Annotated in this window: 19 protein-coding genes and 1 pseudogene; 7 read left to right on the top strand and 13 right to left on the bottom strand. The window is 71.4% G+C overall.

Annotation, left to right across the window (positions count from 1 at the left end; genetic code table 11):
* Nucleotides 1-332 precede the first annotated feature (332 nt).
* A complete protein-coding gene (locus ACFPZI_RS13060; protein WP_381362521.1) occupies nucleotides 333-1,607 on the bottom strand; it encodes an ABC transporter substrate-binding protein in 1,275 nt (424 codons plus the stop codon).
* A 161-nt stretch (nucleotides 1,608-1,768) separates the two neighbouring features.
* Between ACFPZI_RS13060 and ACFPZI_RS13055 the strand changes: the two genes are divergently transcribed.
* Genes ACFPZI_RS13055 through ACFPZI_RS13045 form a run of 3 tightly spaced genes read left to right on the top strand, consistent with a single transcriptional unit; the run spans nucleotide 1,769 to nucleotide 5,367 of the window.
* Complete coding sequence (locus ACFPZI_RS13055) at nucleotides 1,769-2,284, top strand: PadR family transcriptional regulator (protein ID WP_381209931.1); 516 nt, start codon at nucleotides 1,769-1,771, stop codon at nucleotides 2,282-2,284.
* The gene (locus ACFPZI_RS13050) at nucleotides 2,281-3,030 is read left to right on the top strand and encodes an ABC transporter ATP-binding protein (RefSeq protein WP_381362518.1); all 750 of its coding nucleotides are present in this window, start codon (nucleotides 2,281-2,283) and stop codon (nucleotides 3,028-3,030) included. The genes ACFPZI_RS13055 and ACFPZI_RS13050 overlap by 4 nt, the downstream gene beginning before the upstream one ends.
* 54 nt (nucleotides 3,031-3,084) lie before the next feature.
* Nucleotides 3,085-5,367 (top strand): ABC transporter permease, encoded by a 2,283-nt coding sequence (locus ACFPZI_RS13045; protein WP_381362515.1) that lies wholly within the window; start codon nucleotides 3,085-3,087, stop codon nucleotides 5,365-5,367.
* A 175-nt stretch (nucleotides 5,368-5,542) separates the two neighbouring features.
* On the opposite strand, the pseudogene ACFPZI_RS13040 reads toward ACFPZI_RS13045, so the two are convergent.
* The 11 genes and pseudogenes from ACFPZI_RS13040 to uvrC all read right to left on the bottom strand — a co-directional run.
* Nucleotides 5,543-5,809, bottom strand: a pseudogene (locus ACFPZI_RS13040) (hypothetical protein); the annotation flags it as partial.
* A gap of 90 nt (nucleotides 5,810-5,899) precedes the next feature.
* Nucleotides 5,900-7,555: a glucose-6-phosphate isomerase gene (gene pgi / locus ACFPZI_RS13035; protein ID WP_381362513.1), complete on the bottom strand. Its 1,656-nt coding sequence runs from the start codon at nucleotides 7,553-7,555 to the stop codon at nucleotides 5,900-5,902.
* A gap of 378 nt (nucleotides 7,556-7,933) precedes the next feature.
* Nucleotides 7,934-8,269, bottom strand: a complete 336-nt coding sequence (locus ACFPZI_RS13030) for an RNA polymerase-binding protein RbpA (RefSeq protein WP_074993622.1) — start codon at nucleotides 8,267-8,269, stop codon at nucleotides 7,934-7,936.
* Nucleotides 8,270-8,503: 234 nt separating this feature from the next.
* Nucleotides 8,504-8,737, bottom strand: a complete 234-nt coding sequence (secG, locus tag ACFPZI_RS13025) for a preprotein translocase subunit SecG (RefSeq protein WP_381362509.1) — start codon at nucleotides 8,735-8,737, stop codon at nucleotides 8,504-8,506.
* 96 nt (nucleotides 8,738-8,833) lie between these two features.
* Entirely contained in the window at nucleotides 8,834-9,622 is a 789-nt protein-coding gene (gene tpiA, locus ACFPZI_RS13020) for a triose-phosphate isomerase (RefSeq protein WP_381362506.1), read from the bottom strand.
* A 6-nt stretch (nucleotides 9,623-9,628) separates the two neighbouring features.
* The gene (locus ACFPZI_RS13015; protein ID WP_381362504.1) at nucleotides 9,629-10,840 is read right to left on the bottom strand and encodes a phosphoglycerate kinase; all 1,212 of its coding nucleotides are present in this window, start codon (nucleotides 10,838-10,840) and stop codon (nucleotides 9,629-9,631) included.
* Between the two features lie 148 nt (nucleotides 10,841-10,988).
* Nucleotides 10,989-11,996, bottom strand: a complete 1,008-nt coding sequence (gene gap, locus ACFPZI_RS13010) for a type I glyceraldehyde-3-phosphate dehydrogenase (protein WP_381362502.1) — start codon at nucleotides 11,994-11,996, stop codon at nucleotides 10,989-10,991.
* 482 nt (nucleotides 11,997-12,478) lie between these two features.
* Nucleotides 12,479-13,468, bottom strand: coding sequence for a DNA-binding protein WhiA (gene whiA, locus ACFPZI_RS13005; protein WP_381209904.1), 990 nt, complete (start codon nucleotides 13,466-13,468; stop codon nucleotides 12,479-12,481).
* Nucleotides 13,459-14,526: a gluconeogenesis factor YvcK family protein gene (locus tag ACFPZI_RS13000; RefSeq protein WP_381362499.1), complete on the bottom strand. Its 1,068-nt coding sequence runs from the start codon at nucleotides 14,524-14,526 to the stop codon at nucleotides 13,459-13,461. Before ACFPZI_RS13000 ends, whiA begins: the two co-directional genes overlap by 10 nt.
* The gene (rapZ, locus tag ACFPZI_RS12995) at nucleotides 14,523-15,569 is read right to left on the bottom strand and encodes an RNase adapter RapZ (protein WP_381362498.1); all 1,047 of its coding nucleotides are present in this window, start codon (nucleotides 15,567-15,569) and stop codon (nucleotides 14,523-14,525) included. The genes ACFPZI_RS13000 and rapZ overlap by 4 nt, the downstream gene beginning before the upstream one ends.
* A complete protein-coding gene (gene uvrC / locus ACFPZI_RS12990; protein ID WP_381362495.1) occupies nucleotides 15,566-17,770 on the bottom strand; it encodes an excinuclease ABC subunit UvrC in 2,205 nt (734 codons plus the stop codon). Before uvrC ends, rapZ begins: the two co-directional genes overlap by 4 nt.
* A 175-nt stretch (nucleotides 17,771-17,945) precedes the next feature.
* On the opposite strand from uvrC, the gene ACFPZI_RS12985 reads away from it, so the two are divergent.
* Complete coding sequence (locus ACFPZI_RS12985; RefSeq protein ID WP_381362493.1) at nucleotides 17,946-18,119, top strand: hypothetical protein; 174 nt, start codon at nucleotides 17,946-17,948, stop codon at nucleotides 18,117-18,119.
* Between the two features lie 303 nt (nucleotides 18,120-18,422).
* Nucleotides 18,423-19,406, top strand: a complete 984-nt coding sequence (locus ACFPZI_RS12980) for a hypothetical protein (RefSeq protein ID WP_381362490.1) — start codon at nucleotides 18,423-18,425, stop codon at nucleotides 19,404-19,406.
* 64 nt (nucleotides 19,407-19,470) lie between these two features.
* Here the strand turns inward: ACFPZI_RS12980 and ACFPZI_RS12975 are convergent, their stop codons facing one another.
* Nucleotides 19,471-19,890: a Rieske (2Fe-2S) protein gene (locus ACFPZI_RS12975; RefSeq protein ID WP_381362488.1), complete on the bottom strand. Its 420-nt coding sequence runs from the start codon at nucleotides 19,888-19,890 to the stop codon at nucleotides 19,471-19,473.
* A 224-nt stretch (nucleotides 19,891-20,114) separates the two neighbouring features.
* Between ACFPZI_RS12975 and ACFPZI_RS12970 the strand changes: the two genes are divergently transcribed.
* A complete protein-coding gene (locus ACFPZI_RS12970; RefSeq protein WP_381362485.1) occupies nucleotides 20,115-21,215 on the top strand; it encodes a LacI family DNA-binding transcriptional regulator in 1,101 nt (366 codons plus the stop codon).
* Between the two features lie 51 nt (nucleotides 21,216-21,266).
* Complete coding sequence (locus ACFPZI_RS12965) at nucleotides 21,267-22,181, top strand: carbohydrate kinase family protein (protein ID WP_381362482.1); 915 nt, start codon at nucleotides 21,267-21,269, stop codon at nucleotides 22,179-22,181.
* Nucleotides 22,182-22,269: the final 88 nt, after the last annotated feature.

The following is a 22,269-nucleotide window of genomic DNA, read 5'->3' as shown; positions in this document are numbered from 1 at the left end:
GTGCGTGCGGAGGCCCGGAATTCCCGGCCGACGGCGTCATCGCCGTTATGCATGCATGTTAGGTAGGTGTGTCGCGGAGGTGTCAATGAACGGACGCAAGCTACCAGACAGTTGCCGTAGGCAAATCAGTGCGTATTCAGGCACATCAGGCATGGTTGAGACATCCGCGTTACATAACGGATAACTAGACATGGACGTTCGGGAGAGAGGCCCGGTGGGCCGGACGGGCGCGGACCCGGGGCGCGGACCCTGACGTGCGGACCCTGACGTGCGGACCCTGACGTGCGGACCCTGACGTGCGGACCCCGGGGTGCGGTCCGCGGACGGCGCGTCTAGCGAGCGGAGACGGCGGCGAGTTCGCGCGCCAGCCGTCGCACCGCCGACTCGGGCGTCTGCCGCCCGGTCAGCGCGTCGCGCACCACCGCCTGCACGACCAGGCTCACCTGGTCGTAGCGCGGGCTCTTGGGGCGCGGGGCGGCGGCGAGCACGCTCTCGCGCAGCGTCGGCAGGTACGGGAACCGCCGGACCAGTTCCGGGTCGTCGTACAGCGCGGCCCGTACGGGTGGCAGCGCGCCGCGGGTGAGGACCTGGCGCTGCACGGGCTCGCTGGTGAGGTACTCGATCAGCCTCGCGGCGGAGTCGGGGTGCCGCGCATGGGCGGCGACGGCGAGGTTGGAGCCGCCGAGGACGCTCGTCCCGGGCCCGTCCGGTCCCGGCAGCGGTACGGCGCCGACCTTTCCGGCGACCGCGGAGCCCTCGGCGGACGCGGCGACGTAGGCGTAGGGCCAGTTGCGCAGGAAGAGCAGCCTGCCGTCCTGGAAGGCCTGCTTGGACTCCTCCTCCTTGTAGGTCAGCGCCTCCTGGGGGATCCAGCCCTCGCGGACCCCGCGGGCGAGGAACCCGATGCCCTCGCGGGCCGCCCGGGAGTTGACGGTGACGCGCTCGCCCTCGTCGCCCAGGATGGTGCCGCCCGCCGAGTAGACGGCCTCGGCCGCGTTGACGGTCAGGCCCTCGTACGGCAGGAACTGGCCCGCGTAGCCGTCAAGGCCGCGCGCCGGGGCGAGGGTCTTCGCGGCCCGCTCCAGGTCGGCCCAGGTGCGTGGTGGCGCCACGCCCTCCTCGTCGAGGACGTCCTTGCGGTACAGGAGCAGCCCGGCGTTGGTCACGTAGGGGACGGCGTACAGCCGGTCGTCGTAGGTCGCGGTGTCCACCACGCGCGGCAGGAAGGTGTCCAGCGGGAAGCGGTCGCGCGGCAGCGGGCGGATCCAGCCGGCCGCTGCGAACTCCGAGGTCCAGCTGACGTCGATGTTGAGCACGTCGAAGCGGCCGCGGTCGGCGTGGCGCAGGTCGGTGATCATCTGCGCGCGGGTCTCGTCGGCCGAGTCGGGCAGTTCGACGAGGGTGATCTCCTCGCCGGGGTGGGTGCGGTTCCACCCTTCGAGCAGTGGGCCGAGATAGCCGGTGAGGTCCCCCGCGGTGGCCAGGGTGAGCGGACCGCGCCCGCCGCCGGGAACCGCCTGTTCGGCCCGCGCACCGGAGGCCACACAGACAGTCAGGAGCACGGCGAGGACGAGAAGGCCCCTACCCGCGGCATGGATCCACCGCATAGGTTCCTCCCTGTGCACCGTCACCCGGCACCCTTGCCGGGGTCAGAAGCCATGTATACCTGTTAGGTATCGGCGATACTAGGGCGCGCGGCACATTGTGCCGGGCGCGCGGAACGAGGCGCACGGCATGTGACACGAAGGACGCGGGGAGGAGAGCACGAGTGCGGCAGTCCCTCCTGGCTCTGCTCGCCCGCGGCCCGGCCCACGGCTACGAGCTCAAGCAGGGCCTTGAGCAACTGCTGGGCTCCGCGTACCCTCAGCCGAACGTCGGCCAGATCTACGTCACCCTGGGCCGCCTCGAGAAGTCGGGGCTGATCGAGGGCGAGGACGTCGAGCAGGCCGGCCGGCCCAACAAGAAGGTCTACCACCTCACCGACGCCGGGCGGGAGGCGCTGCGCGCCTGGTACGAGGAGACCGCGGACGAGCCGCGGGTGCGGGACGAGTTCTTCATGAAGCTGGCCCTCGCCCCGCAGACCGGGCTCGCCGACCAGATCGCCCTGATCAACCGCCAGCGGCGCCAGTACCTCAACACCATGCGGCAGTTGTCGAAGCTGGCCGCCGCCGAGGACCGGGACAACCGCGTCGCCCATCTGCTGATCGAGGGCGCGATGCTGCACCTGCAGGCCGATCTCGACTGGCTGGAGCGGTGCCAGGAAGAGCTGGAGGAGCTGGAGTGAGTGAGAACCCCACTCCCGTGCTGCGCGCCGAAGGCCTGGTCAAGACGCACCACGGAGAGGGAGCCCCGGCGCACGCGGTGCGCGGGGTCGATCTGCGGGTGACGCGCGGCGAGTTCGTGGCGGTGACCGGCCCGTCCGGCGCCGGCAAGTCGACCCTGCTGCATCTGCTCGGCGGGCTCCAGCGGCCGGACTCCGGCAGCATCTGGCTGGACGGCGAGCGCACCGACGCCTACAGCGAGGCCCGCTGGGCGGTGGAGCGCAGGAAGCGCATCGGGATCGTCTTCCAGTTCTTCAACCTCGTCTCGAACCTGTCGGTCGCCGACAACGTCGAACTGCCGGCGCTGCTCGCCGGAACCCCGCCGAGGAAGACCCGCGCCGGGCGGGAGGAACTGCTGGCCGAGCTGGGCCTGACAGGCAAGGAGCGGAGCATGCCGGGCGAGCTGTCCGGCGGTGAGCAGCAGCGGGTCGCGCTGGCCCGTGCCCTGATCAACCATCCGCCACTGCTGCTGGCCGACGAACCCGCCGGCAGTCTGGACAGCAGGGGCACCCGTGAGGTGATGCGACTGCTGTCCCGTTTCCACCGGCGCGGGCAGACGATCCTGCTGGTCACGCACGACGCCCGGCTGGCGAGCGCCGCGGACCGGGTGATCAGCTTCTTCGACGGGCGGATCGCCGACGACGCGCAGCTCGACGGGACACCGGCGCGCGGCCGGGGCATATCCGGGGTGCTGGAGCTCAAGGACTGACATGCGTGGGTACGACGGTCCGGGCGCCCGGCACGAGCGAAGGGGCTGACGCCGGTGCGAGCGACGCTGCGCTGGGCGCACTCCGATCTGCGCACGCACCGCGGTGAGGCGCTGTTCCTGGTGCTCGCCACCGCGGGCATCGTCGCGTCCCTGCTACTGGCCACGGCCCTGTTCGGGTACGCGACCAACCCCTGGCAGCGAATCTTCACCCAGGCACGCGGCGCGCACGTCACGCTGCACACGACCGCCCCGGCCGACGCCGCGAAGCTGGCCCATCTGGACGGTGTGGAGTCCGTCGCCGGCCCCTACCCCACGGCCGCCGTCACCCTCGCCGCGCGCGGCAACCGCGCCTCCGCCGAACTGCGCGGCACCGCCGAACAGCCGGAAACCGGCCGTCCGCTGATCACCTCCGGGGGCTGGCTGGACCCCGCCACCCCCGACGGCGTCGTCCTGGAGAGCAGTCTCGCCCGCGCCCTGCTCACCACGCCCGGCGACACCCTCACCCTGCCCGGCACCGCGCGGAAGCTGACCGTGGTGGGCGTCGCCGACAGCGCCGAACCACGCTACCGGCCGGGGGAACAGCCCGGTCTGGTGTGGGCCCTGCCGTCCGCCGTGACCGACCCCGACGGCCAGGTGACCGGCCTGCGGCTGACCGACCCCGCGGACACCGAGTACGCGGTGCAGCGGGCGGTGACCGTGCTGGGCTCCGGCGCCATCGGCGAGGTGTCCACCTGGCAGCAGGCACGGGCCGAGGCGCAGGGCGACAACCGGCTGCTCGGCCAGGTGCTGGGCCTGTTCGGTCTCGGCGCGCTGGTCGCCGCCGGGTTCGCCGTGCACGGGGCGATCAGCACCCGGATCAGAGGGCATCTGCGGGACATCTCCGTCCTCAAGGCGATCGGCTTCACACCGGGACAGGTCGTCCGCGTCTTCCTGCTCCAGCACCTCGGGTACGCCCTGCTGGGCGCGGTGGCCGCCGCCGCGCTGGCCGAGGCGCTGGGCAGCGGGATTCCGGGGCGGTTCGGGGACGCGGTCGGTGTGTGGCAAGGGCTGCCCGGACACACCGTGACGCTGTTCGTGGTGCCCGTGGGAGCGGTGCTGTTCATCGGCGCCACCACCGGGCTCGCGGCGTGGCGGGCGGGCCGGGTGCCGCCGGTGCCGGTACCCAGGCCGGCGGCGCCCGAGGCCGGCCGGCTGACGGGCGTGGCGCGGCGGGCGCTCGGCGCGCGGGTGCCGCCGGCACTCGTCCTCGGCTGGCACAAGGCGTTCACCCGCCGCCCGCGCGCCCTGGGCACGGTGGCCAGGCTGGCCCTGCCGCTGCTGCTGATCGTGACGGCGCTGAGCGCGTGGAGCACCATCGACCGCTTCCACAGCGGCCCGGAGCACATGGGGCTGCCCACCGCGCTCAGCATCCGCGCCGACGCCTCGCTCGGCGACCGGGAGGCCCGCGCGCTGCTGGAACGCGATCCGCAGGTCGCGGCCGCCCATCCGGGCGTCGAAGTGGCCGCCCTGGTCCCCGGCCAGACCGCCACGATCGCGCTGCGCGGCTTCGGCACCCACCAGGAGCCGTACCCGTTCACCCTGGCGGAGGGCCGCGCCGCGCACGGGCCCGACGAGGCGGTGGCCGGGCAGGGGCTGCTCGACCTGCTGCACGTACGGGTCGGCGACTGGGTGCGGATGACCGTCGGCGACCGGCCGCAGATCCTGCACATCGTCGGCCGCAGCATCGAGCCCGAGAACGCCGGACGGGTCATCTCCACCTCGCTCGACACCCTCCGCGGCAACGACCCGGACCTCGAGCCCGCCCTCTACCAGCTCCGGCTGAAGCCCGGCGCCGACCCGCGGACCGTCGCCGACCGGCTGACCAGCGCCGGCGACGGCCACCTGGACGTGCACACGGTGACCGATCCGGCCGACGGGCTGTCCCCGTTGCGCGCGGTCGTCGTCGGGCTGATCGCCGTACTCGCCCTGATCGGGCTGATCGAACTGCTCACCGTGATCGGCGGCACGGTCCGCGAGGGCGAACGGGACCTGCTCGCGCTCAAGGCCATCGGCCTGACCCCACGGCAGATCACCGCGATCACGGTCACGGCCACTTCCTGCACGGCACTGGCCGCCGTGCTCGTCGCCATGGGGCTGGGGCTGCCACTGGCGCACTGGCTGATCGACGCCCAAGGACGGTCGAGCGGCATCGGCGCCGGAATCGCCCGGGGGCCCTCCCCCGCGCTCCTGGTACTGCTGGGTGCCGCCGCGGTGCTGGGAGCCGCCGCCCTCGCCGCCCTCCCGGCCGCCCGCTCGGCCCGGCGCAGGCTGGCGGACACGCTGAGCGCGGTCGCCTGACGGCGACGCCGGAACGCCTCGGCCGGTCAGCCTCCGTAGGGGCCCTGCGGGTTGGGGGCGTAGGGACTCTGCTGGCCGGGTGCGTACGGGTTCCCGGTGGCTCCCGGCACGTACGGGTTCCGCGGGCCCGGTGCGTAGGGGTGGCCGCCCGTGGTGGACGGGCGCGGGCGGCCGTAGGGGTGAGGAGGAGAAGGACCGTGGAGGCGGTCAGCGCGTTCTCCATCAGCTCCATGATGTCGAAGCCGCCCTGGACGACGGTGTAAACACCGAGCGACGCGACCACTCCGGCGATGACCCGCAAACACTTGAGCCGCTCGATGGACGGATCGAGCGAATCCGGGATCCAGGCGGGATGGAACACCACCCGTGCGACCTTGTGGGGCTTCAGGAAGGACCGTGCCGTCAGCGTGCCGCCCGTCCACCTTCCGTGCGTACGTGCCACTTCCTGTTCCCCCGAGCGTTCACCTGCATGATCGACGGGGAATTCCACGGGAAGCGGACGGCGCCCAGCCGTCCGCTTCCCGTACCGTGCTCACCGCCTTCCGCGCAGCTCCCGGTAGGTGGCGACCAGGGCCCGGCTGGAGGCGTCCAGACCGGGCACGTCGGCGCCTTCGGTGAGCGCGGGCTCGACACGCTTGGCGAGCACCTTGCCGAGCTCCACGCCCCACTGGTCGAAGGAGTCGATGTTCCAGATCGCGCCCTGCACGAACACCTTGTGCTCATAGAGGGCGACGAGCTGGCCGAGGACGGACGGCGTCAGCTCGCGCGCGAGGATCGTGGTCGTGGGGTGGTCGCCCTTGAACGCCTTGTGCGGCACCAGTTCCTCGGGTACGCCCTCGCTCCGCACCTCGTCCGGTGTCTTGCCGAAGGCCAGGGCCTGCGTCTGGGCGAAGAAGTTGGCCATCAGCAGGTCGTGCTGCGCCCCCAGTTCGTCGCTCAGCTCGGCGACCGGCTCGGCGAAGCCGATGAAGTCCGCCGGGATCAGCTTCGTGCCCTGGTGGATCAACTGGTAATAGGCGTGCTGCCCGTTGGTGCCGGACGTGCCCCAGACGACGGGACCGGTCTGCCACTGGACCTCGCGCCCGTCCCGGCCGACGTACTTGCCGTTGGACTCCATGTCGAGCTGCTGGAGATAGGCGGTGAACTTCGACAGGTAGTGCGAGTACGGCAGGACCGCGTGCGACTGGGCACCCAGGAAGTTGCCGTACCAGACGCCCAGCAGGCCCAGCAGCAGCGGCACGTTGGACTCGGCCGGGGCGGTGCGAAAGTGGTCGTCGACGAGGCGGAACCCGTCGAGCATCTCCCGGAAGCGGTCCGGCCCGATGGCGATCATCAGCGACAGGCCGATCGCCGAGTCGTACGAGTAGCGTCCGCCGACCCAGTCCCAGAACTCGAACATGTTCGCTGTGTCGATGCCGAAGTCGGCGACCTTCTCCGCGTTCGTCGACAGGGCGACGAAGTGCTTGGCGACGGCGGCCTCTCCCCCATCGAGCGCGTTCAGCAGCCAGGTCCGCGCGGAGGTGGCGTTGGTGACCGTCTCGATGGTGGTGAACGTCTTGGACGCGATGATGAACAGTGTCTCGGCCGGGTCCAGGTCGCGGATGGCCTCGTGCAGGTCGGAGCCGTCCACGTTGGACACGAAGCGGACCGCGAGGTCGCGGTCGGTGAAGGCGCGCAGCGCCTCGTACGCCATCGCGGGCCCCAGGTCGGAGCCGCCGATGCCGACGTTGACCACAGTGCGGATGCGCTTGCCGGTGTGGCCGGTCCACTCGCCGGAACGCACACGGTCGGCGAAGGAGGCCATCTTGTCGAGAACGGCGTGCACGGCGGGGACGACGTTCTCCCCGTCAACCTCGACCACCGCGTCGCGCGGCGCCCTGAGGGCGGTGTGCAGGACGGCCCGGTCCTCGGTGGTGTTGATCCGCTCACCGCGGAACATGGCGTCGCGCAGCCCGAACACGTCGGTGGCGGCGGCCAGTTCGCGCAGCAGTCGCAGGGTGTCGTCGGTGACGAGGTGCTTGGAGTAGTCGATGTACAGGTCACCGACCCGGAGCGTGTACGCGGTGCCCCGGTCGGGGTGGGCGGCGAACACCTCACGCAACCGCAGGTTCCCGAGCTCCTCGCGGTGCTTGGCCAGTGCGGTCCACTCGGGAGTCTGGTCGAGCCTGGTACGGCCGTCTGCGTTCATCTCGGACTTCAGCCTTCTTCCTTGCTGCCTGTGCTGCGTATCCGCCCCGCTGCCGGTTCCAACCTAATTGATCAGCGGTGGACATCGCCTGTCGTGACGCCGTCGTGGGGCGCAACAACAGATACGGCTGTCCGGCCCCCGGGTATTCAGCACGGCGACGGGCAGGACGTCCGTCGGACCGGGCTGCGGACAGGACAGGCGGGGCCGAGGGCGGGGCCGTGGGCGGGAAGAAGGAGCCGGCCGCGAGCAGCCGGACAGGAACACGGCACAACGCAGGTACGGCTCAGGTACAGCAGGTGCGGCGCAGGCCCCCTGGCCGACTGCACGCTGCATGGGCCCGGTCGGCCGTCGACTCCCGAACCGAACTGAACCGAACTGCTAGATCTCGCCCCGCAGTTTGGCGAGCGCCTCGGCGAGGATCGCCTCACCGTCCGCGTCACTGCGTCGCTCCCGCACATAGGCGAGGTGCGTCTTGTACGGCTCCGTACGCGGCGGGGCCGGGGGGTTCTCTCGGTCCTGACCGGCCGGAAAGCCGCAGCGGGGGCAGTCCCACGTATCGGGGACCTGCGCGTCGCTCGCGAAGCTCGGCTGGGTCTCGTGCCCGTTGGAGCACCAGAAGGAGAGGCGCAGCCGCGGCGCTGACTCACCGCGCTCGGCCTCGCCCATCGGCCCCGCCCCGACCCGGCTTCCCCGGATCGCGTTGCCACTTGCCACGGTTGTAACTCCCTGCGTGATGGCGCGGCGAAGCGAGTCGGCGTTCCGCTTCGCTGCGAGCGCCTCAGTCTACGTAAGGCCCAACGCACGTCCAGTGATTGGAGTTACCGCTCCCCTATCCAGACGCAAGCCCCATGATAGGCCGCACTGTGCTGCGCGTACCGGACATGGGGCCTTACGTGGGGAATGCGCACCCGATGCGGGCGGATTGTCCGCCAGGGTCCTTCGCTCGGATCAACCCGTCTTCATCATGATGCCGAGCGCGACGATGCAGGCGGCCCAGAGCAGACCGACCACGACGGTGATCCGGTCGAGGTTGCGCTCGGCGACCGAGGAGCCGCCGACGGAGGACTGCATGCCGCCACCGAACATGTCGGAGAGGCCGCCGCCCTTCCCCTTGTGCATCAGCACCAGCAGCATCAGCAACAGGCTGAAGACGATCAGGGCGATCGAGAACCCCAAAATCACGGCTGGACCAACTTCCTCGGATTCGGATGGGACGACGCGGGGTCCAGCTCAGGACTGGACCCCGCAAGGGTACGACGGATCGCGGCTAGCGCCTACTCACTGGTCGCGAAAGCGGATGATCTTGACGAACTCGTCCGCGTCCAGCGAGGCACCGCCGACCAGCGCGCCGTCGATGTCGGCCTGCGCCATGATCTCGACGACGTTGCCCGACTTGACCGAGCCGCCGTACTGGATGCGGACCTGGTCGGCGACATCCTGGGAGTACAGCTCGGCGAGCTTGCCGCGGATGGCGGCGCAGACCTCCTGGGCTTCCCCGGCGCCGCAGACCTTGCCGGTGCCGATGGCCCAGACGGGCTCGTAGGCGATCACGACGGACTCGGCCTGCTCGGCGGGCAGGTCCTTCAGACCGCCCTCGACCTGGGCGAGGGTGTGGGCGACGTGGTTGCCGGCCTCGCGGACGGCCAGCTCCTCGCCGACGCACAGGATCGGCGTGATGCCGTGCTTGTACGCGGACTTGACCTTGGCGTTCACGAGCTCGTCGGTCTCGCCGTGGTACTGCCTGCGCTCGGAGTGGCCGACCGCCACGTACGTGCACTTCAGCTTGGCCAGCATCGGGCCGGAGATCTCACCGGTGTAGGCACCGCCGTCGTGCGCCGAGATGTCCTGGGCGCCATACCTGATCTTCAGCTTGTCGCCGTCGACGAGGGTCTGCACGGAGCGCAGGTCGGTGAAGGGCGGCAGGACGGCGACCTCGACGGCCTCGTAGTCCGTGTCGGCCAGGGCGAAGGCGAGCTTCTGGACGTGGGCGATGGCCTCGAGGTGGTTGAGGTTCATCTTCCAGTTGCCCGCCATCAGCGGGGTGCGGCCTTTTTCAGCAGCGGTCATTGAGGGTCAGTCCTCCAGTGCGGCGAGGCCGGGGAGCGTCTTGCCCTCGAGGTATTCGAGGGAGGCGCCGCCGCCGGTCGAGATGTGGCCGAATGCCTTTTCGTCGAAACCCAGGATGCGGACGGCCGCGGCGGAGTCGCCGCCGCCGACCACGGTGTAGCCCGGGGAGTCGAGAAGGGCCTGGGCGACCGCTTTGGTGCCCTCGGCGTAGTCGGGGTGCTCGAAGACGCCCATGGGGCCGTTCCAGAAGACGGTGACCGCGTCGGCGAGCTTCGAGGCGTAGAGCGTGCAGGTCTCGGGGCCGATGTCCAGGCCCATCCGGCCGGCCGGCATGGCGTCCGCGGCGACGGTGGCGGGGTGGGCCGGCGCCTTCGTCTTCAGGTCCGGGAACTCCTCGGCGACCAGGGTGTCGACCGGCAGCACCAGTTCGACGCCGTTCTTCTCGGCGCGCTCCAGGTACTCGGTGACGGCGGACAGCTGGTCCTCCTGGACCAGCGACGTGCCGATCTCGTAGCCCTTGGCCTTGAGGAAGGTGTACGCCATGCCGCCGCCGATGAGGATGCGGTCGGCCTTGCCGAGCAGTTCGTCGATGACGGCGAGCTTGTCGGAGACCTTGGCGCCGCCGAGGGCGACGACGTAGGGCCGCTGGACATCGTCCGTGAGCTTCTTCAGGACGCCGACCTCGGTGGCGATGAGGAAGCCCGCGGCATGCGGCAGGCGGGCCGGGAGGTCGTACACGGACGCGTGCTTGCGGTGCACCGCGCCGAAGCCGTCGCCCACGTAGAGGTCGGCGAGGCCGGCGAGACGGTCGGCGAAGGCGCCGCGCTCAGCGTCGTCCTTGGCCGTCTCGCCGGCGTTGAAGCGCAGGTTCTCGAGGACCGCGACCTGTCCGTCGGCGAGGCCGGCGACGGTGGCGGTGGCGGACTCTCCGACGGTGTCCGTCGCGAAGGCCACGTCGACGCCGAGGAGTTCGCCCAGGCGGGCGGCGGCCGGGGCGAGCGAGAAGGCGGGGTCCGGGGCGCCCTTGGGGCGGCCCAGGTGCGAGGCGACGACGACACGGCCGCCCGCCTCGGCAAGCGCCTTGACGGTGGGCAGCACCGCGCGGATGCGGCCGTCGTCGGTGATGGTGGTGCCGTCCAGCGGCACGTTGAGGTCGGCGCGGACGAAGACCCGCTTGCCCGCGACCCCTTCGGAGAGGAGTTCGTCGATCGTCTTCATGAAGGGACTCCTGGAGAAGAGCTTGTGTTCGCTCGTGATCGCTCGTGATCGGAAGCGGTCGACCGCTCCGATACGTGCGTCAGGGCTCGGACAGCGCGTTGGCGCGCCGGCCGAGCCCTGCACTCATATCAGGCGGTCTGCTCCACGATCAGAGCTGGTTGCCGACGAAGACCGTGAGGTCGACGAGGCGGTTGGAGTAGCCCCACTCATTGTCGTACCAGCCGATGATCTTCACGTTCTTGCCGTCCTGGACCATGGTCAGGGACGAGTCGAACGTGCAGGACGCCGGGGCGTTGACGATGTCGGAGGAGACGATCGGGTCCTCCGTGTACTCGAGGAGACCCTTGAGCTCGCCCTCGGCGGCCTTCTGGAAGGCGGCGTTGACCTCTTCCTTGGTGACCTCGCGGCCGAGCTCGACGACCAGGTCGGTGACCGAGCCGGTCGGGACCGGGACGCGCATCGCGATGCCGTCCAGCTTGCCCTTGAGCTGCGGCAGCACCAGGGCGGTGGCCTTCGCGGCACCGGTCGTCGTCGGGATGATGTTCTCGGCGGCGGCACGGGCGCGGCGCAGGTCCTTGTGCGGGAAGTCCAGGATCCGCTGGTCGTTCGTGTACGCGTGCACCGTCGTCATCAGGCCCCGGACGATGCCGAAGTTCTCGTCGAGCACCTTCGCCATCGGCGCCACACAGTTGGTGGTGCAGGAGGCGTTGGAGATGACGTGGTGGTTCGCCGGGTCGTACTGGTCCTGGTTGACGCCCAGCACGATGGTGACGTCCTCATCCTTGGCCGGAGCCGAGATGATGACCTTCTTGGCGCCACCGGCGATGTGCTTCTCGGCGTCGGCCTTCTTCGTGAAGATGCCGGTCGACTCGATCACGATGTCGACGCCCAGCTCGCCCCAGGGGATGTCCTCGGGGTTGCGCTCGGAGAGCACCTTCAGCGTCTTGCCGTCGACGGTGATCGTGTCGGCGGTGTGGGAAACCTCCTGCTTGAGGCGGCCCAGAATGGTGTCGTACTTCAGCAGGTGGGCAGTGGTCGCGGTGTCACCCAGGTCATTGACGGCCACGATCTCGATATCTGCGCCCTGCTCGAGCAATGCGCGGAAGTAGTTCCGGCCGATGCGGCCAAACCCGTTGATGCCTACGCGGATCGTCACGAACCGATCTCCTCGTTGGTGCGCCGGCTCAAGTCGCCGGCGAGCTGTATGGGATGTCCCCGACCACCCCCGACCCTACCTCTCCGGGGCCACGCCCGTGACATCGAGTCGGGCCATACCCGGCAGGCCGGACCTTACCCGCCAGTAGGGTACGGACCGCCCAGGCCGAGGGCCCTCGTCCGGCCCGTCCACCAGGGCGACTTGACCAGGGGCGGAAAGCCTTCCCGGTGTCCCGTCACCGTGCCGGAGCCCGCAGATGAACCTCCCGCCCCCTCCTCACCGATCGGCCTCCGGCCGGCTGCGGTCGATCCGTGAGCGGGGGCGCCGGAGGGCTTGGCGAGGGGGGTTCGTCCGGCGGTGGCGGTTCATCGGCGGGGCGTCGGGAGGCCTTTGGCAGCGGGACTCCGTCAGCGGGGCGTCGGCGGCCACCCCTGGCCGGCCGGGCCGGGTGGCCGGCAAGGCTGCCCCCGAACGGGAGGGCGTCAGCCGACGAGGTTGTCGGCGAGTTCCTCGCCGATGTTGGCCTCCGTGCCCGGGATGCCGAGGTCGGCGGCGCGCTTGTCGGCCATCGCGAGCAGCCGGCGAATCCGGCCGGCCACGGCGTCCTTGGTCAGCGCCGGGTCGGCCAGCGCGCCCAGTTCCTCCAGCGAGGCCTGCTTGTGCTCCATGCGCAGCCGCCCGGCCGCGGCGAGGTGCTCGGGAACGTCGTCGGCGAGGATCTCCAGGGCGCGCTGCACCCGGGCGCCGGCGGCGACGGCCGCGCGGGCCGAGCGGCGCAGGTTGGCGTCGTCGAAGTTGGCCAGCCGGTTCGCCGTGGCGCGCACCTCTCGGCGCATCCGGCGTTCCTCCCAGGCCAGCACCGAGTCGTGCGCGCCGAGCCGGGTGAGCAGGGCGCCGATGGCGTCGCCGTCACGGACGACGACCCGGTCCACGCCGCGCACCTCGCGGGCCTTGGAGGGGATGGACAGCCGACGGGCGGCGCCGACCAGAGCGAGCGCGGCCTCCGGGCCGGGGCAGGTCACCTCGAGAGAGCAGGAGCGGCCCGGTTCGGTCAGGGAGCCGTGCGCCAGGAACGCCCCCCGCCAGGCAGCCTCGGCGTCGCAGGTGGCCCCTGAGACCACCTGCGGGGGCAGGCCACGGATCGGGCGGCCCCGTCCGTCCACCAGGCCGGTCTGGCGGGCCAGCTGGTCGCCGCCCGCGACCACCCGGACGACATAGCGCGAGCCGCGGCGCAGCCCGCCCGGTGCCATCACAATCAGTTCGGAGCCGTGTCCGAAGATCTCCAGGATGTCCCGCTTGAGGCGGCGGGCGGCCATCGCCGTGTCCAGCTCCGCCTCGATCACGATGCGCCCGCTCACCAGGTGGAGGCCGCCGGCGAACCGCAGAACGGCGGAAACCTCCGCCTTTCTGCAGCAGGTCCGCGTGACGGGGAGCCGGGAGACCTCGTCCTTCACCGCTGCCGTCATCGCCATGGGCCGATCCTTCCATGCATCCGAAAAATACGGTCGTACGCGGCGGCCAGCAGCTCCGGGTCGTGCCGGGGGCTTCCGTCGGGCCGGGCCACCGGCGCCAGCTCGACCGCGGCGCCGAGCCGCTTGGCGGCGTCGGTCAGCAAGTCGCGGTCGGGCACGGCGGCCTCGTCGGCCAGCACCACGTCCAGGGCGAGTTTAGGGGCGTGTCGTCCCAAAACCTCCACATGACGCTGCGGGGAGAAGCCCTCGGTTTCTCCGGGCTGCGGGGCGAGGTTCAGGGAGAGCACCCGGCGCGCCCTGGTCCGGATGAGCGCGTCCAGCAGTTCTGGCACCAGGAGGTGCGGGATGACCGAGGAGAACCAGGAGCCGGGGCCGAGCACCACCCAGTCGGCGTCCAGGACCGCCTCGACCGCCTCGGGGACGGCGGGCGGGTCGTTCGGCACGAGGTGCACGGACTGCACATCACCGGGGGTGAGGGCGACGGTCGCCTGCCCGCGGACGATGTCCACGGCCTCGGGACGCTCCGGGTCATGGCCCAGCACCCGGGCCTGGAGCTCCAGCGGTACGGCGGACATGGGCAGCACCCGCCCGTGCGCGCCGAGCAGCCGGCCCACCAGGTCCAGGGCCTGGACGTGGTCGCCGAGCTGCTCCCACAGAGCGACGATCAGCAGATTGCCGACCGCGTGCTCGTGCAGGTCCCCCTGGGACTGGAAGCGGTGCTGGATGACCCGGGCCCAGGTCTGGCCCCATTCGTCGTCGCCGCACAGCGCGGCCAGCGCCTTGCGCAGGTCGCCGGGCGGCAGTACGCCCAGTTCGTCGCGGAGCCGCCCGCTGGAGCCGCCGTCGTCGGCCACGGTGACGACGGCGGTGAGGTCGCCGGTGATCCGGCGCAGCGCGGCGAGCGAGGCGGACAGCCCCATGCCACCGCCGAGGGCGACCACCTTGGGCTGGGTGCCCCTGCGTCGCGGTTTGGCACCGCGGGCCTCGGCCTGCCGTCCGGCGCGCCCTTCGGGCATCACCCGGCGCAGCCGGTGCAGCCGCGGAGTACGTGCGGTCATTCCCGTCCCATGTCCCGGTGGACGACCACCGTCTCCACGCCCTCCGCGGCGAGTCGGGCGGCGAGCTTCTCCGACATGGCGACCGACCGGTGCTTGCCGCCGGTGCAGCCGACGGCGATGGTCACATAGCGCTTGCCCTCACGGCGGTAGCCCGCGGCGATCAGCCGCAGCAGCTCGGCGTACCGGTCGAGGAACTCCTTGGCGCCGGGCTGGTTGAGGACGTACGCCGCCACCTCCTCGTTGCGGCCGGTGAACGGGCGCAGTTCCGGGACCCAGTGCGGGTTGGGCAGGAACCGCATGTCCACGACCAGGTCGGCGTCGACCGGGAGGCCGTACTTGAAGCCGAAGGACATCACGGTGGCCCGCAGTTCGGGCTCCTCGTCGCCGGCGAACTGGGCGTCCATCTTGGCGCGGAGTTCGTGCACGTTGAGGCTGGAGGTGTCGATCACCAGGTCGGCGTCACCGCGCAGTTCGCGCAGCAGTTCGCGCTCGGCGGCGATGCCGTCGACGATGCGGCCGTCGCCCTGGAGGGGGTGCGGGCGGCGCACCGACTCGAAGCGGCGCACCAGGGCTTCCTCTGAGGACTCCAGGAAGACGATCCGCCGGGTGACACCCCGAGTGTCGAGGTCGGCGAGGGATTCGCGGAGGTTGTCGAAGAAGCGCCGGCCGCGGACGTCGACGACGACCGCGATCCGGGCCACGTTGCCCTGGGAGCGGGCGCCGAGCTCCACCATGGTGGGGATCAGTGCGGGCGGGAGGTTGTCGACGACGAACCAGCCCAGGTCCTCCAGACACTTCGCGGCCGTGGAACGGCCCGCCCCGGACATGCCGGAGATGATCACCAGCTCGGGGATCGCCGCCTCGGGGGCCCCGGCCGTTTCCTTGCCCGTACTCACCTGTGCTCCGTCACTTGTTCCGCCGCCGTCGTCCTGCCGTGTCCCAAGACCTGCGTCCTGGGCCGTGTCCCGGCCGGTGTCCCGGCCCGCGGCCGTGTCCCGGTCCGCATCCTGACCAGTGTCCTGGCGTGTCTCGTGCTCGGTCATCTCTCCAGCCCCCGTCGGTCGTCCGGGGCGCCCGCGGACACGGGCTCCCCGGGGGAACCCCCGGACTTCCCGGGTTCTTCCCCGTCGTCCATGCCATCCATATCAACCATGTCATCCATGTCATCCATGATCTCGCCCGTCGCCGTGTTCACGGCGGGACCGGCGGGGACTGCTCCGGCGAGGGCCGCGGTGATCGCCTCAGCCGTCTTGCGGCCTATGCCGGGCACGTCGCAGATCTGTTCGACGGTCGCCGCCCGCAGCTTCTTCACCGAGCCGAAGTGCTTGATCAGCGCCTGCTTGCGGGTCTCGCCGAGGCCGGGCACGTCGTCCAGCGGACCGGACCGGAAGCGTTTGGCCCGCTTGACGCGCTGATAGCTGATGGCGAAGCGGTGCGCCTCGTCCCGGACGCGCTGGAGCAGGTAGAGGCCCTCGCTGGTGCGGGGCAGCACCACCGGGTCGTCGTCGCCCGGCAGCCACACCTCCTCCAGCCGCTTGGCGAGGCCGCACACCGCGATGTCGTCGATGCCGAGCTCGTCCAGGGCCCGGTGGGCCGCCGCGACCTGGGGGGCGCCACCGTCGACGACCACCAGCTGGGGCGGGTACGCGAAGCGCTTGGGACGGCCGTCGTCCTCGGTGAGCGTGCTCGCGGAGGGTACGGCGGGGCCGCCGGCGGTTCCGTCCGGGCCGAGGACGTCCTCGGCGCCGGCGGTCCGGGCCGGGCTCGGGGTGCCGTCCGCGCCGGCCACCTCACCGCCGGTCCCGGCCCCTGGCTCCTCGCCGTCGCTCCACTCGCCGGTCCGCTCCTTGTCGGCGAGATAGCGCCGGAAGCGGCGGGTGATCACCTCGTGCATGGACCGGACGTCGTCCTGGCCGGCGAAGCTCTTGATCTGGAAACGGCGGTACTCGCTCTTGCGGGCCAGCCCGTCCTCGAAGACGACCATGGAGGCCACCACGTCGTCGCCCTGGAGGTGCGAGATGTCGTAGCACTCGATCCGCAGCGGGGCGCTGTCCAGGCCGAGGGCGTCGGCGATCTCCTCCAGCGCGCGCGAGCGTGTGGTCAGGTCGGAGGCGCGCTTGGTTTTGTGCAGGACAAGGGCCTGCTGGGCGTTGCGCTCCACGGTCTCCATCAGGGCCCGCTTGTCCCCGCGCTGCGGGACCCGCAGGGAGACGCCCGAGCCGCGCCGCCCGGTGAGCCACTCCTGGACCGGCTCCACCGGGTCGGGCAGCGCGGGGACCAGGACCTCCCTGGGGACGGCGTCGCCGGTCTCCTCGCCGTACAGCTGCTGCAGGGCGTGCTCCACGAGGGCGCCGGTGGTGATCTCCTCCACCTTGTCGGTGACCCAGCCCCGCTGGCCGCGCACGCGTCCGCCACGCACGTGGAAGATCTGGACGGCCGCCTCCAGCTCGTCCTCGGCGACCGCGATCAGGTCGGCGTCGGTGGCGTCGGCGAGGACCACCGCGCTCTTCTCCATTGCCTTCTTCAGCGCCCCGATGTCGTCCCGCAGGCGGGCGGCCCGCTCGTACTCCATCTCCTCGGCCGCCTCGGTCATCCGCTGCTCCAGGCGGCGTAGATGGGCGCCGGTGCGGCCGGCCATGAAGTCACAGAACTCCTCCGCAAGTTCGCGGTGCTCCTCGGCGGAGATCCGCTCCACGCAGGGCGCCGAGCACTTGCCGATGTAGCCGAGCAGGCAGGGGCGGCCCGTGCGGGCGGCGTTCTTGAAGACACCGGTCGAGCAGGTGCGCACCGGGAACACCCGCAGCAGCAGGTCCACGGTGTCGCGGATCGCCCACGCGTGCCCGTACGGACCGAAGTACCGGACGCCCTTCTTCTTGTGACCGCGCATCACCTGCACGCGCGGGAACTCCTCGTTCATCGTCACCGCGAGGTACGGGTAGCTCTTGTCGTCGCGGTACTTGACGTTGAAGCGGGGGTCGTACTCCTTGATCCAGGAGTACTCCAGCTGGAGCGCCTCGACCTCCGTGGACACCACCGTCCACTCCACGGAGACGGCCGTGGTGACCATGGTGCGGGTGCGCGGGTGGAGCCCGGCGAGGTCCTGGAAGTAGTTCGCCAGGCGCTGGCGCAGGCTCTTCGCCTTTCCGACGTAGATCACCCGGCGGTGCTCGTCGCGGAACCGGTAGACCCCCGGCGAGTCGGGGATCTCACCCGGTTTGGGGCGGTAGCTGGAGGGGTCGGCCATGTCTCACACCCTACTGGCGGGGACCGACACAGCGGCGGGGGCGTGCGGCCACCGGACGGGCACCGCTCCGGAAGGGTTATGACTGGTAAGAAGCGGGAATGTGGGGGGTCCGGCCCCTCGGGCGGGATGCCGGCAGGATGCGGACGCGGTCACGAGTCGGAGGGCTGGTCGGACAATGCGACAGACACGGATCGAGAAATCACGACGGCCGGCCGCCCGCGCCCGCCGGTACGCGGACGAGACGGCCGCCCTCCTCGACTCCTTCGACCCACGCGACCCCGACATCGTGCGCGCCAAGCGCCTGGGTCCGCGTCCGAAGAGCGGTCGGGACGCGACAGGCCAGTCGTAGGGAAGAGTCGTAGAGAAGTCGCAGGGAAGCCCTTCGCAGCAGGGCGTCAGGGGCCGTGCCGGCCTTCGGGTCGGCACGGCCCCTGACGTGTGTGCACCACGCGTGTGCACCGCGCGGTGCCCGCTTGTTGGGCATCAGGTGTTGTCGGGAATTGGTCAACACGCTTCAATGCGGAGGAACTCGGGGCCCTGAACGGCGGCGTACGGATGTGAAGACCCGTCCACGCCGACGGGGGAGGGTCCCGGGGTGCGCAGAGCGAACGGCCTGACCAGCCGTTGTGGACATTCAGAGAAAGGCCCCTGCATGCCGCACGCCACACCGCACACGGACATGGACATGGACATGGACATGGACATGGACATGGACACCACCACCGCGAAACTGGACTCGGCCCTGCGCGGCGGCCCTTTCCACGTCGCCCTGCGGGCCGCGATAGCCGCCCGCGGCCTGCCGCTGCAACGGGTGCAGCACCATCTGTCGCGCCACGGCGTGAAGGTGGGTGTCACCAGCCTCAGTTATTGGCAACAGGGCGCCCGTCGCCCGCAGCGCGCGGAGTCGCTGCGGGCGGTACGGGCGCTGGAGGAGATTCTGGAGTTGCCGGAGGAGTCGCTGATCCGTCTGCTCGCCGAGTCCGACGAGCAGACGCCGGACGGCCGCCCCGCGGGCCGTTCCTACCGCTCGCTGGTCGAAATCTCGGGCGTCCTCGCGGGACTGCTGGCCGAGCTCGACGCCCCGCGGGACAGCGGGCTGCAGACCCTGGGGCACCACGAGCGGGTCCGGATCGGGGCGCACCGGGAGCTGGCGGAACGTGAGTCCCACCACATCGTGCGCGCGCACCGGGACGGCATCGACCGCTTCGTGGCCGTCCACTACGGCGACCCCGGTTCCGCACCGGCCCGGATGACCGTGCACTCCCTGGAGAACTGCCGCACCGGCCGTATCCGCTGGCAGCAGGACACCGGTGTGCTCGCGGCCGAGCTGCTCTTCGACACGCGGCTGCGGGCCGGTGACACGTTCCTGTTCCGGTACGCCGTCGAGGACGGCACGGCCGGTGTCTCGCGCGAGTACCTGCACGGGACGGACTCCCCCGGCGGCCAGTACGCGCTCCAGGTGTGCTTCGACGCCGGGGCGCTCCCGGCACGCTGCCACCGATTCACCCAGCACTCCGCGGCGGCACCGCGCGGCGGCCGTCAGGAGCTGGCGGTCAGCGCTCTGCACCGCTCGGTGCACCTGGTCGAACCGCGCGTGCGCTCGGGATACGTGGGGATCGACTGGGACTGGGACTGAGGCTCGGCCGAGGCTCAGTCCCAGCTCAGAGCTGAGCCGCAGCCTCGCGGCTCAGGTCTGCGGCTCAGGTCTGCGGCTTCGCGACGATCGTGCCGTTCCGGACCTCGACGGAGAGCGGTATCAGCGGCGCCACCGCCGGCTCGCGCAGCACCTTGCCGGTGGTGGCGTCGAACTCGCTCCCGTGGCATGGGCAGATCAGCTTCGTCCCCTTCAGCTGGTTGATGGGACAGCTCGCGTGCGTGCAGAGGGTGCTGTACGCCGTGAAGGAGCCGTCCTCGTCCCGGCTGACGACGACGTTGTGGTCCCAGTACAGCTTGCTGCTCCCCCGAGCGACCTCGCTCTCCGCGCCGAGCTCGACGGGCCCGGTCGGCCGCGAGGGCCTCTCCTCGCCTCCCCCGCAGGCGGTGAGGCCGAGTCCGGCCACAGGGGTGAGGGCCATGCCTCTCAGAACGGTACGGCGGCTCGCGGCGGATCGGCCGGACATGGGGAACTCCACTGGTCGGACGGCGGTACGGGGCGACCTTACCGGGGGTGATTTCTCCGGTCGCCGGGCGGGGAGCGGGTGAGGACGGCGAGACGGGACACGGCGTGGACGAGAGGCGTAAACGCTTGCGCAAACGTTTACGTCTGCCGCTGGATGGGATAGCTTCCCCGTCACGAAGCTGCGGCAGGACACCCGCGTCGGCCGGGTACGCGAAGGGAGGGGCGATGGCGACCATGACGGACGTGGCGCGGTGCGCCGGGGTTTCGGTCGCGACCGTCTCGCACGTCCTGAACGGCACACGGCCGGTCCTCCCGCACACCCGTCAGGCGGTCCTGGACGCCGTCGAGGAGCTCGGCTACACCCCGAACACGCTGGCCCGCTCGCTGGTGACCTCCCGCACCCGTTCGATCGGGCTCGCGGTGTCGGCGATCAGCAACCCGTACTTCACCGAGATCCTCCAGGGCGTCGAGGCGGCCGCCCTGGAGTACGGCTACAGCCTGCTCATCGCCGATCCGCACGACGACCCCGAGCACGAGCGCAAGGTCGTGCAGCTGCTGCACGAGCGCCGGGTGGAGGGCATGATCGTCGCGCCCTCCTCGCAGCCGCGCGAGCTGCTCGCCTACCTCGGGCGCCATCGCGTACCGGCCGTGTTCCTCGACCGGGTGGTCGAGGGCTCCGGGGAAGGCGGCCCGCGCTTCGACCAGGTCTGCGCCGAGAACACGGGGCCGACGGCCCGGCTGGTCACGCACCTCGCCGGGCTCGGCCACCGCCGGATCGCCCTGGTCGCGGGGCGGCCCGGGTTCAGCACCACCGCCGAGCGGATCACCGGGTACCGGCACGGCCTCGCGGGTGCGGGGCTGCCGTTCGACGAACGGCTCCTGGTGCACGGCGACTCCGAGTCGGCCGGTGCCGAACGGGCCACCGGTGACCTGCTCTCCCTCGGCGCTCCCCCGACCGCGCTGGTCACCGGGAACAACGCCATGACGATCGGCGCGCTGCGCGCCCTGCGCGCCCACGGTCTCTCCGTGCCCGGGGACATCGCGCTGTGCTGCTTCGACGACTTCGCCTGGGCGGACCTGTTCTCCCCCCGGCTCACCGCGATCGCCCAGCCCAGCAGGGACATCGGCGCCCGTGCCGTCCAGGTGCTCCTGGACCGGCTCGCCGCACCGGACCGGCCCGCGCGGACCGAACGGCTCTCCTGCGCCTTCGTGCACCGCACGTCCTGCGGCTGCCCGGACCCACAGGACCCCCCGGAGCGGCTTGCGCAGTCCCAGGAGCCCCTACGGCCTCGGCACACGCAGCAGACCCACCAGCAGACCCAATAGCCCAATAGCCCGGCAGCCCAACAACCCAGCAACCCGAGAAAGGGACCCCTCGTGATCGTCGTAGCCGGTGAGGCACTGATCGACCTGGTACCGCAGGACGCGGGCGCGCTCACGGCGCTGACGCCGGCGCTCGGGGGCGGCCCCTACAACACGGCGGTGGCGCTGGGCCGTCTCGGCTCCCCCGCCGCCTTCTGCTCCCGGGTGTCCCGCGACGCCTTCGGCGAGGCGCTGCTGGACCGGCTGCGGGAGACCGGCGTGGTGGTGTCGTCGGTGCAGCGCGGTGACGAGCCGACGACGCTCGCCGTCGCCACGGTCGCGGCGGACGGCTCGGCGGTCTACTCCTTCTACGTGGAGGGGACGGCGGACCGGCTGTTCACGGCGCCGGACGCTTTGCCGGCCGGCACCCGCGCGGTGTCCTTCGGTACCTGCTCCCTCGTGCTGGAGCCGGGGGCGAGCGCGTACGAGGAGCTGATGCGCACCGCCCACGCGCGCGGTGTGTTCACCGCACTGGATCCCAACATCCGGCCGGGGCTGATCCCGGATCCCGACGCCTACCGGGCCCGGTTCCTGAGCTGGCTGCCGTCGGTGTCGCTGCTGAAGCTGTCCGAGGAGGACGCCCGGTGGCTCGGCGGCACGCCCGCGCGGTGGCTGGCGGCCGGTCCGGCGGCGGTCGTGGTCACCCGGGGCGGTGACGGGCTGACCGTGTTCACTCGGGAGGGCGGCGAGTACTCCGTGCCGGGTGAGCGGGTCGAGGTGGTGGACACGATCGGCGCGGGCGACACCGTCAACGCGGCGCTGCTGCACGGCCTGGCGGCCCGGGGCGCGTTCAGCGAGCGGGGAGCGGCCGCGCTGGGCGCGGACGGCTGGCGGGAGCTGCTCGGCTTCGCGGCGCGCGCGGCGGCGCTCACCTGCTCACGCGCGGGCGCCGAGCCTCCGTACGCCCACGAGCTGGAAGCAGGTCACTGAGTCCCGGCGCGATCGGCACCGGGGCCCTCGACCTGGCCGAACATGCGAGCCGCCGACCTGCTCGGCTTCAAGAAGTGGCCGTCGGCGA

This window comes from Streptomyces chlorus (genome assembly GCF_042655885.1).
GTDB lineage: Bacteria > Actinomycetota > Actinomycetes > Streptomycetales > Streptomycetaceae > Streptomyces > Streptomyces chlorus.
The sequence above is the reverse complement of the archived record's forward strand: the minus strand, read 5'-3'. Positions and strand labels throughout refer to the sequence as shown.

What these genes read in the sequence shown, in the direction of transcription:
- ACFPZI_RS12985 (WP_381362493.1), top strand. Translation starts at nt 17,946, where the DNA reads ATGCGACAGACACGGATCGAGAAATCACGACGGCCGGCCGCCCGCGCC.
- uvrC (WP_381362495.1), bottom strand. Translation starts at nt 17,770, where the DNA reads ATGGCCGACCCCTCCAGCTACCGCCCCAAACCGGGTGAGATCCCCGAC.
- ACFPZI_RS12980 (WP_381362490.1), top strand. Translation starts at nt 18,423, where the DNA reads ATGCCGCACGCCACACCGCACACGGACATGGACATGGACATGGACATG.
- whiA (WP_381209904.1), bottom strand. Translation starts at nt 13,468, where the DNA reads ATGGCGATGACGGCAGCGGTGAAGGACGAGGTCTCCCGGCTCCCCGTC.
- ACFPZI_RS13015 (WP_381362504.1), bottom strand. Translation starts at nt 10,840, where the DNA reads ATGAAGACGATCGACGAACTCCTCTCCGAAGGGGTCGCGGGCAAGCGG.
- tpiA (WP_381362506.1), bottom strand. Translation starts at nt 9,622, where the DNA reads ATGACCGCTGCTGAAAAAGGCCGCACCCCGCTGATGGCGGGCAACTGG.
- rapZ (WP_381362498.1), bottom strand. Translation starts at nt 15,569, where the DNA reads ATGACCGAGCACGAGACACGCCAGGACACTGGTCAGGATGCGGACCGG.
- ACFPZI_RS13000 (WP_381362499.1), bottom strand. Translation starts at nt 14,526, where the DNA reads ATGACCGCACGTACTCCGCGGCTGCACCGGCTGCGCCGGGTGATGCCC.
- ACFPZI_RS13060 (WP_381362521.1), bottom strand. Translation starts at nt 1,607, where the DNA reads ATGCGGTGGATCCATGCCGCGGGTAGGGGCCTTCTCGTCCTCGCCGTG.
- pgi (WP_381362513.1), bottom strand. Translation starts at nt 7,555, where the DNA reads ATGAACGCAGACGGCCGTACCAGGCTCGACCAGACTCCCGAGTGGACC.
- ACFPZI_RS12970 (WP_381362485.1), top strand. Translation starts at nt 20,115, where the DNA reads ATGGCGACCATGACGGACGTGGCGCGGTGCGCCGGGGTTTCGGTCGCG.
- ACFPZI_RS12975 (WP_381362488.1), bottom strand. Translation starts at nt 19,890, where the DNA reads ATGTCCGGCCGATCCGCCGCGAGCCGCCGTACCGTTCTGAGAGGCATG.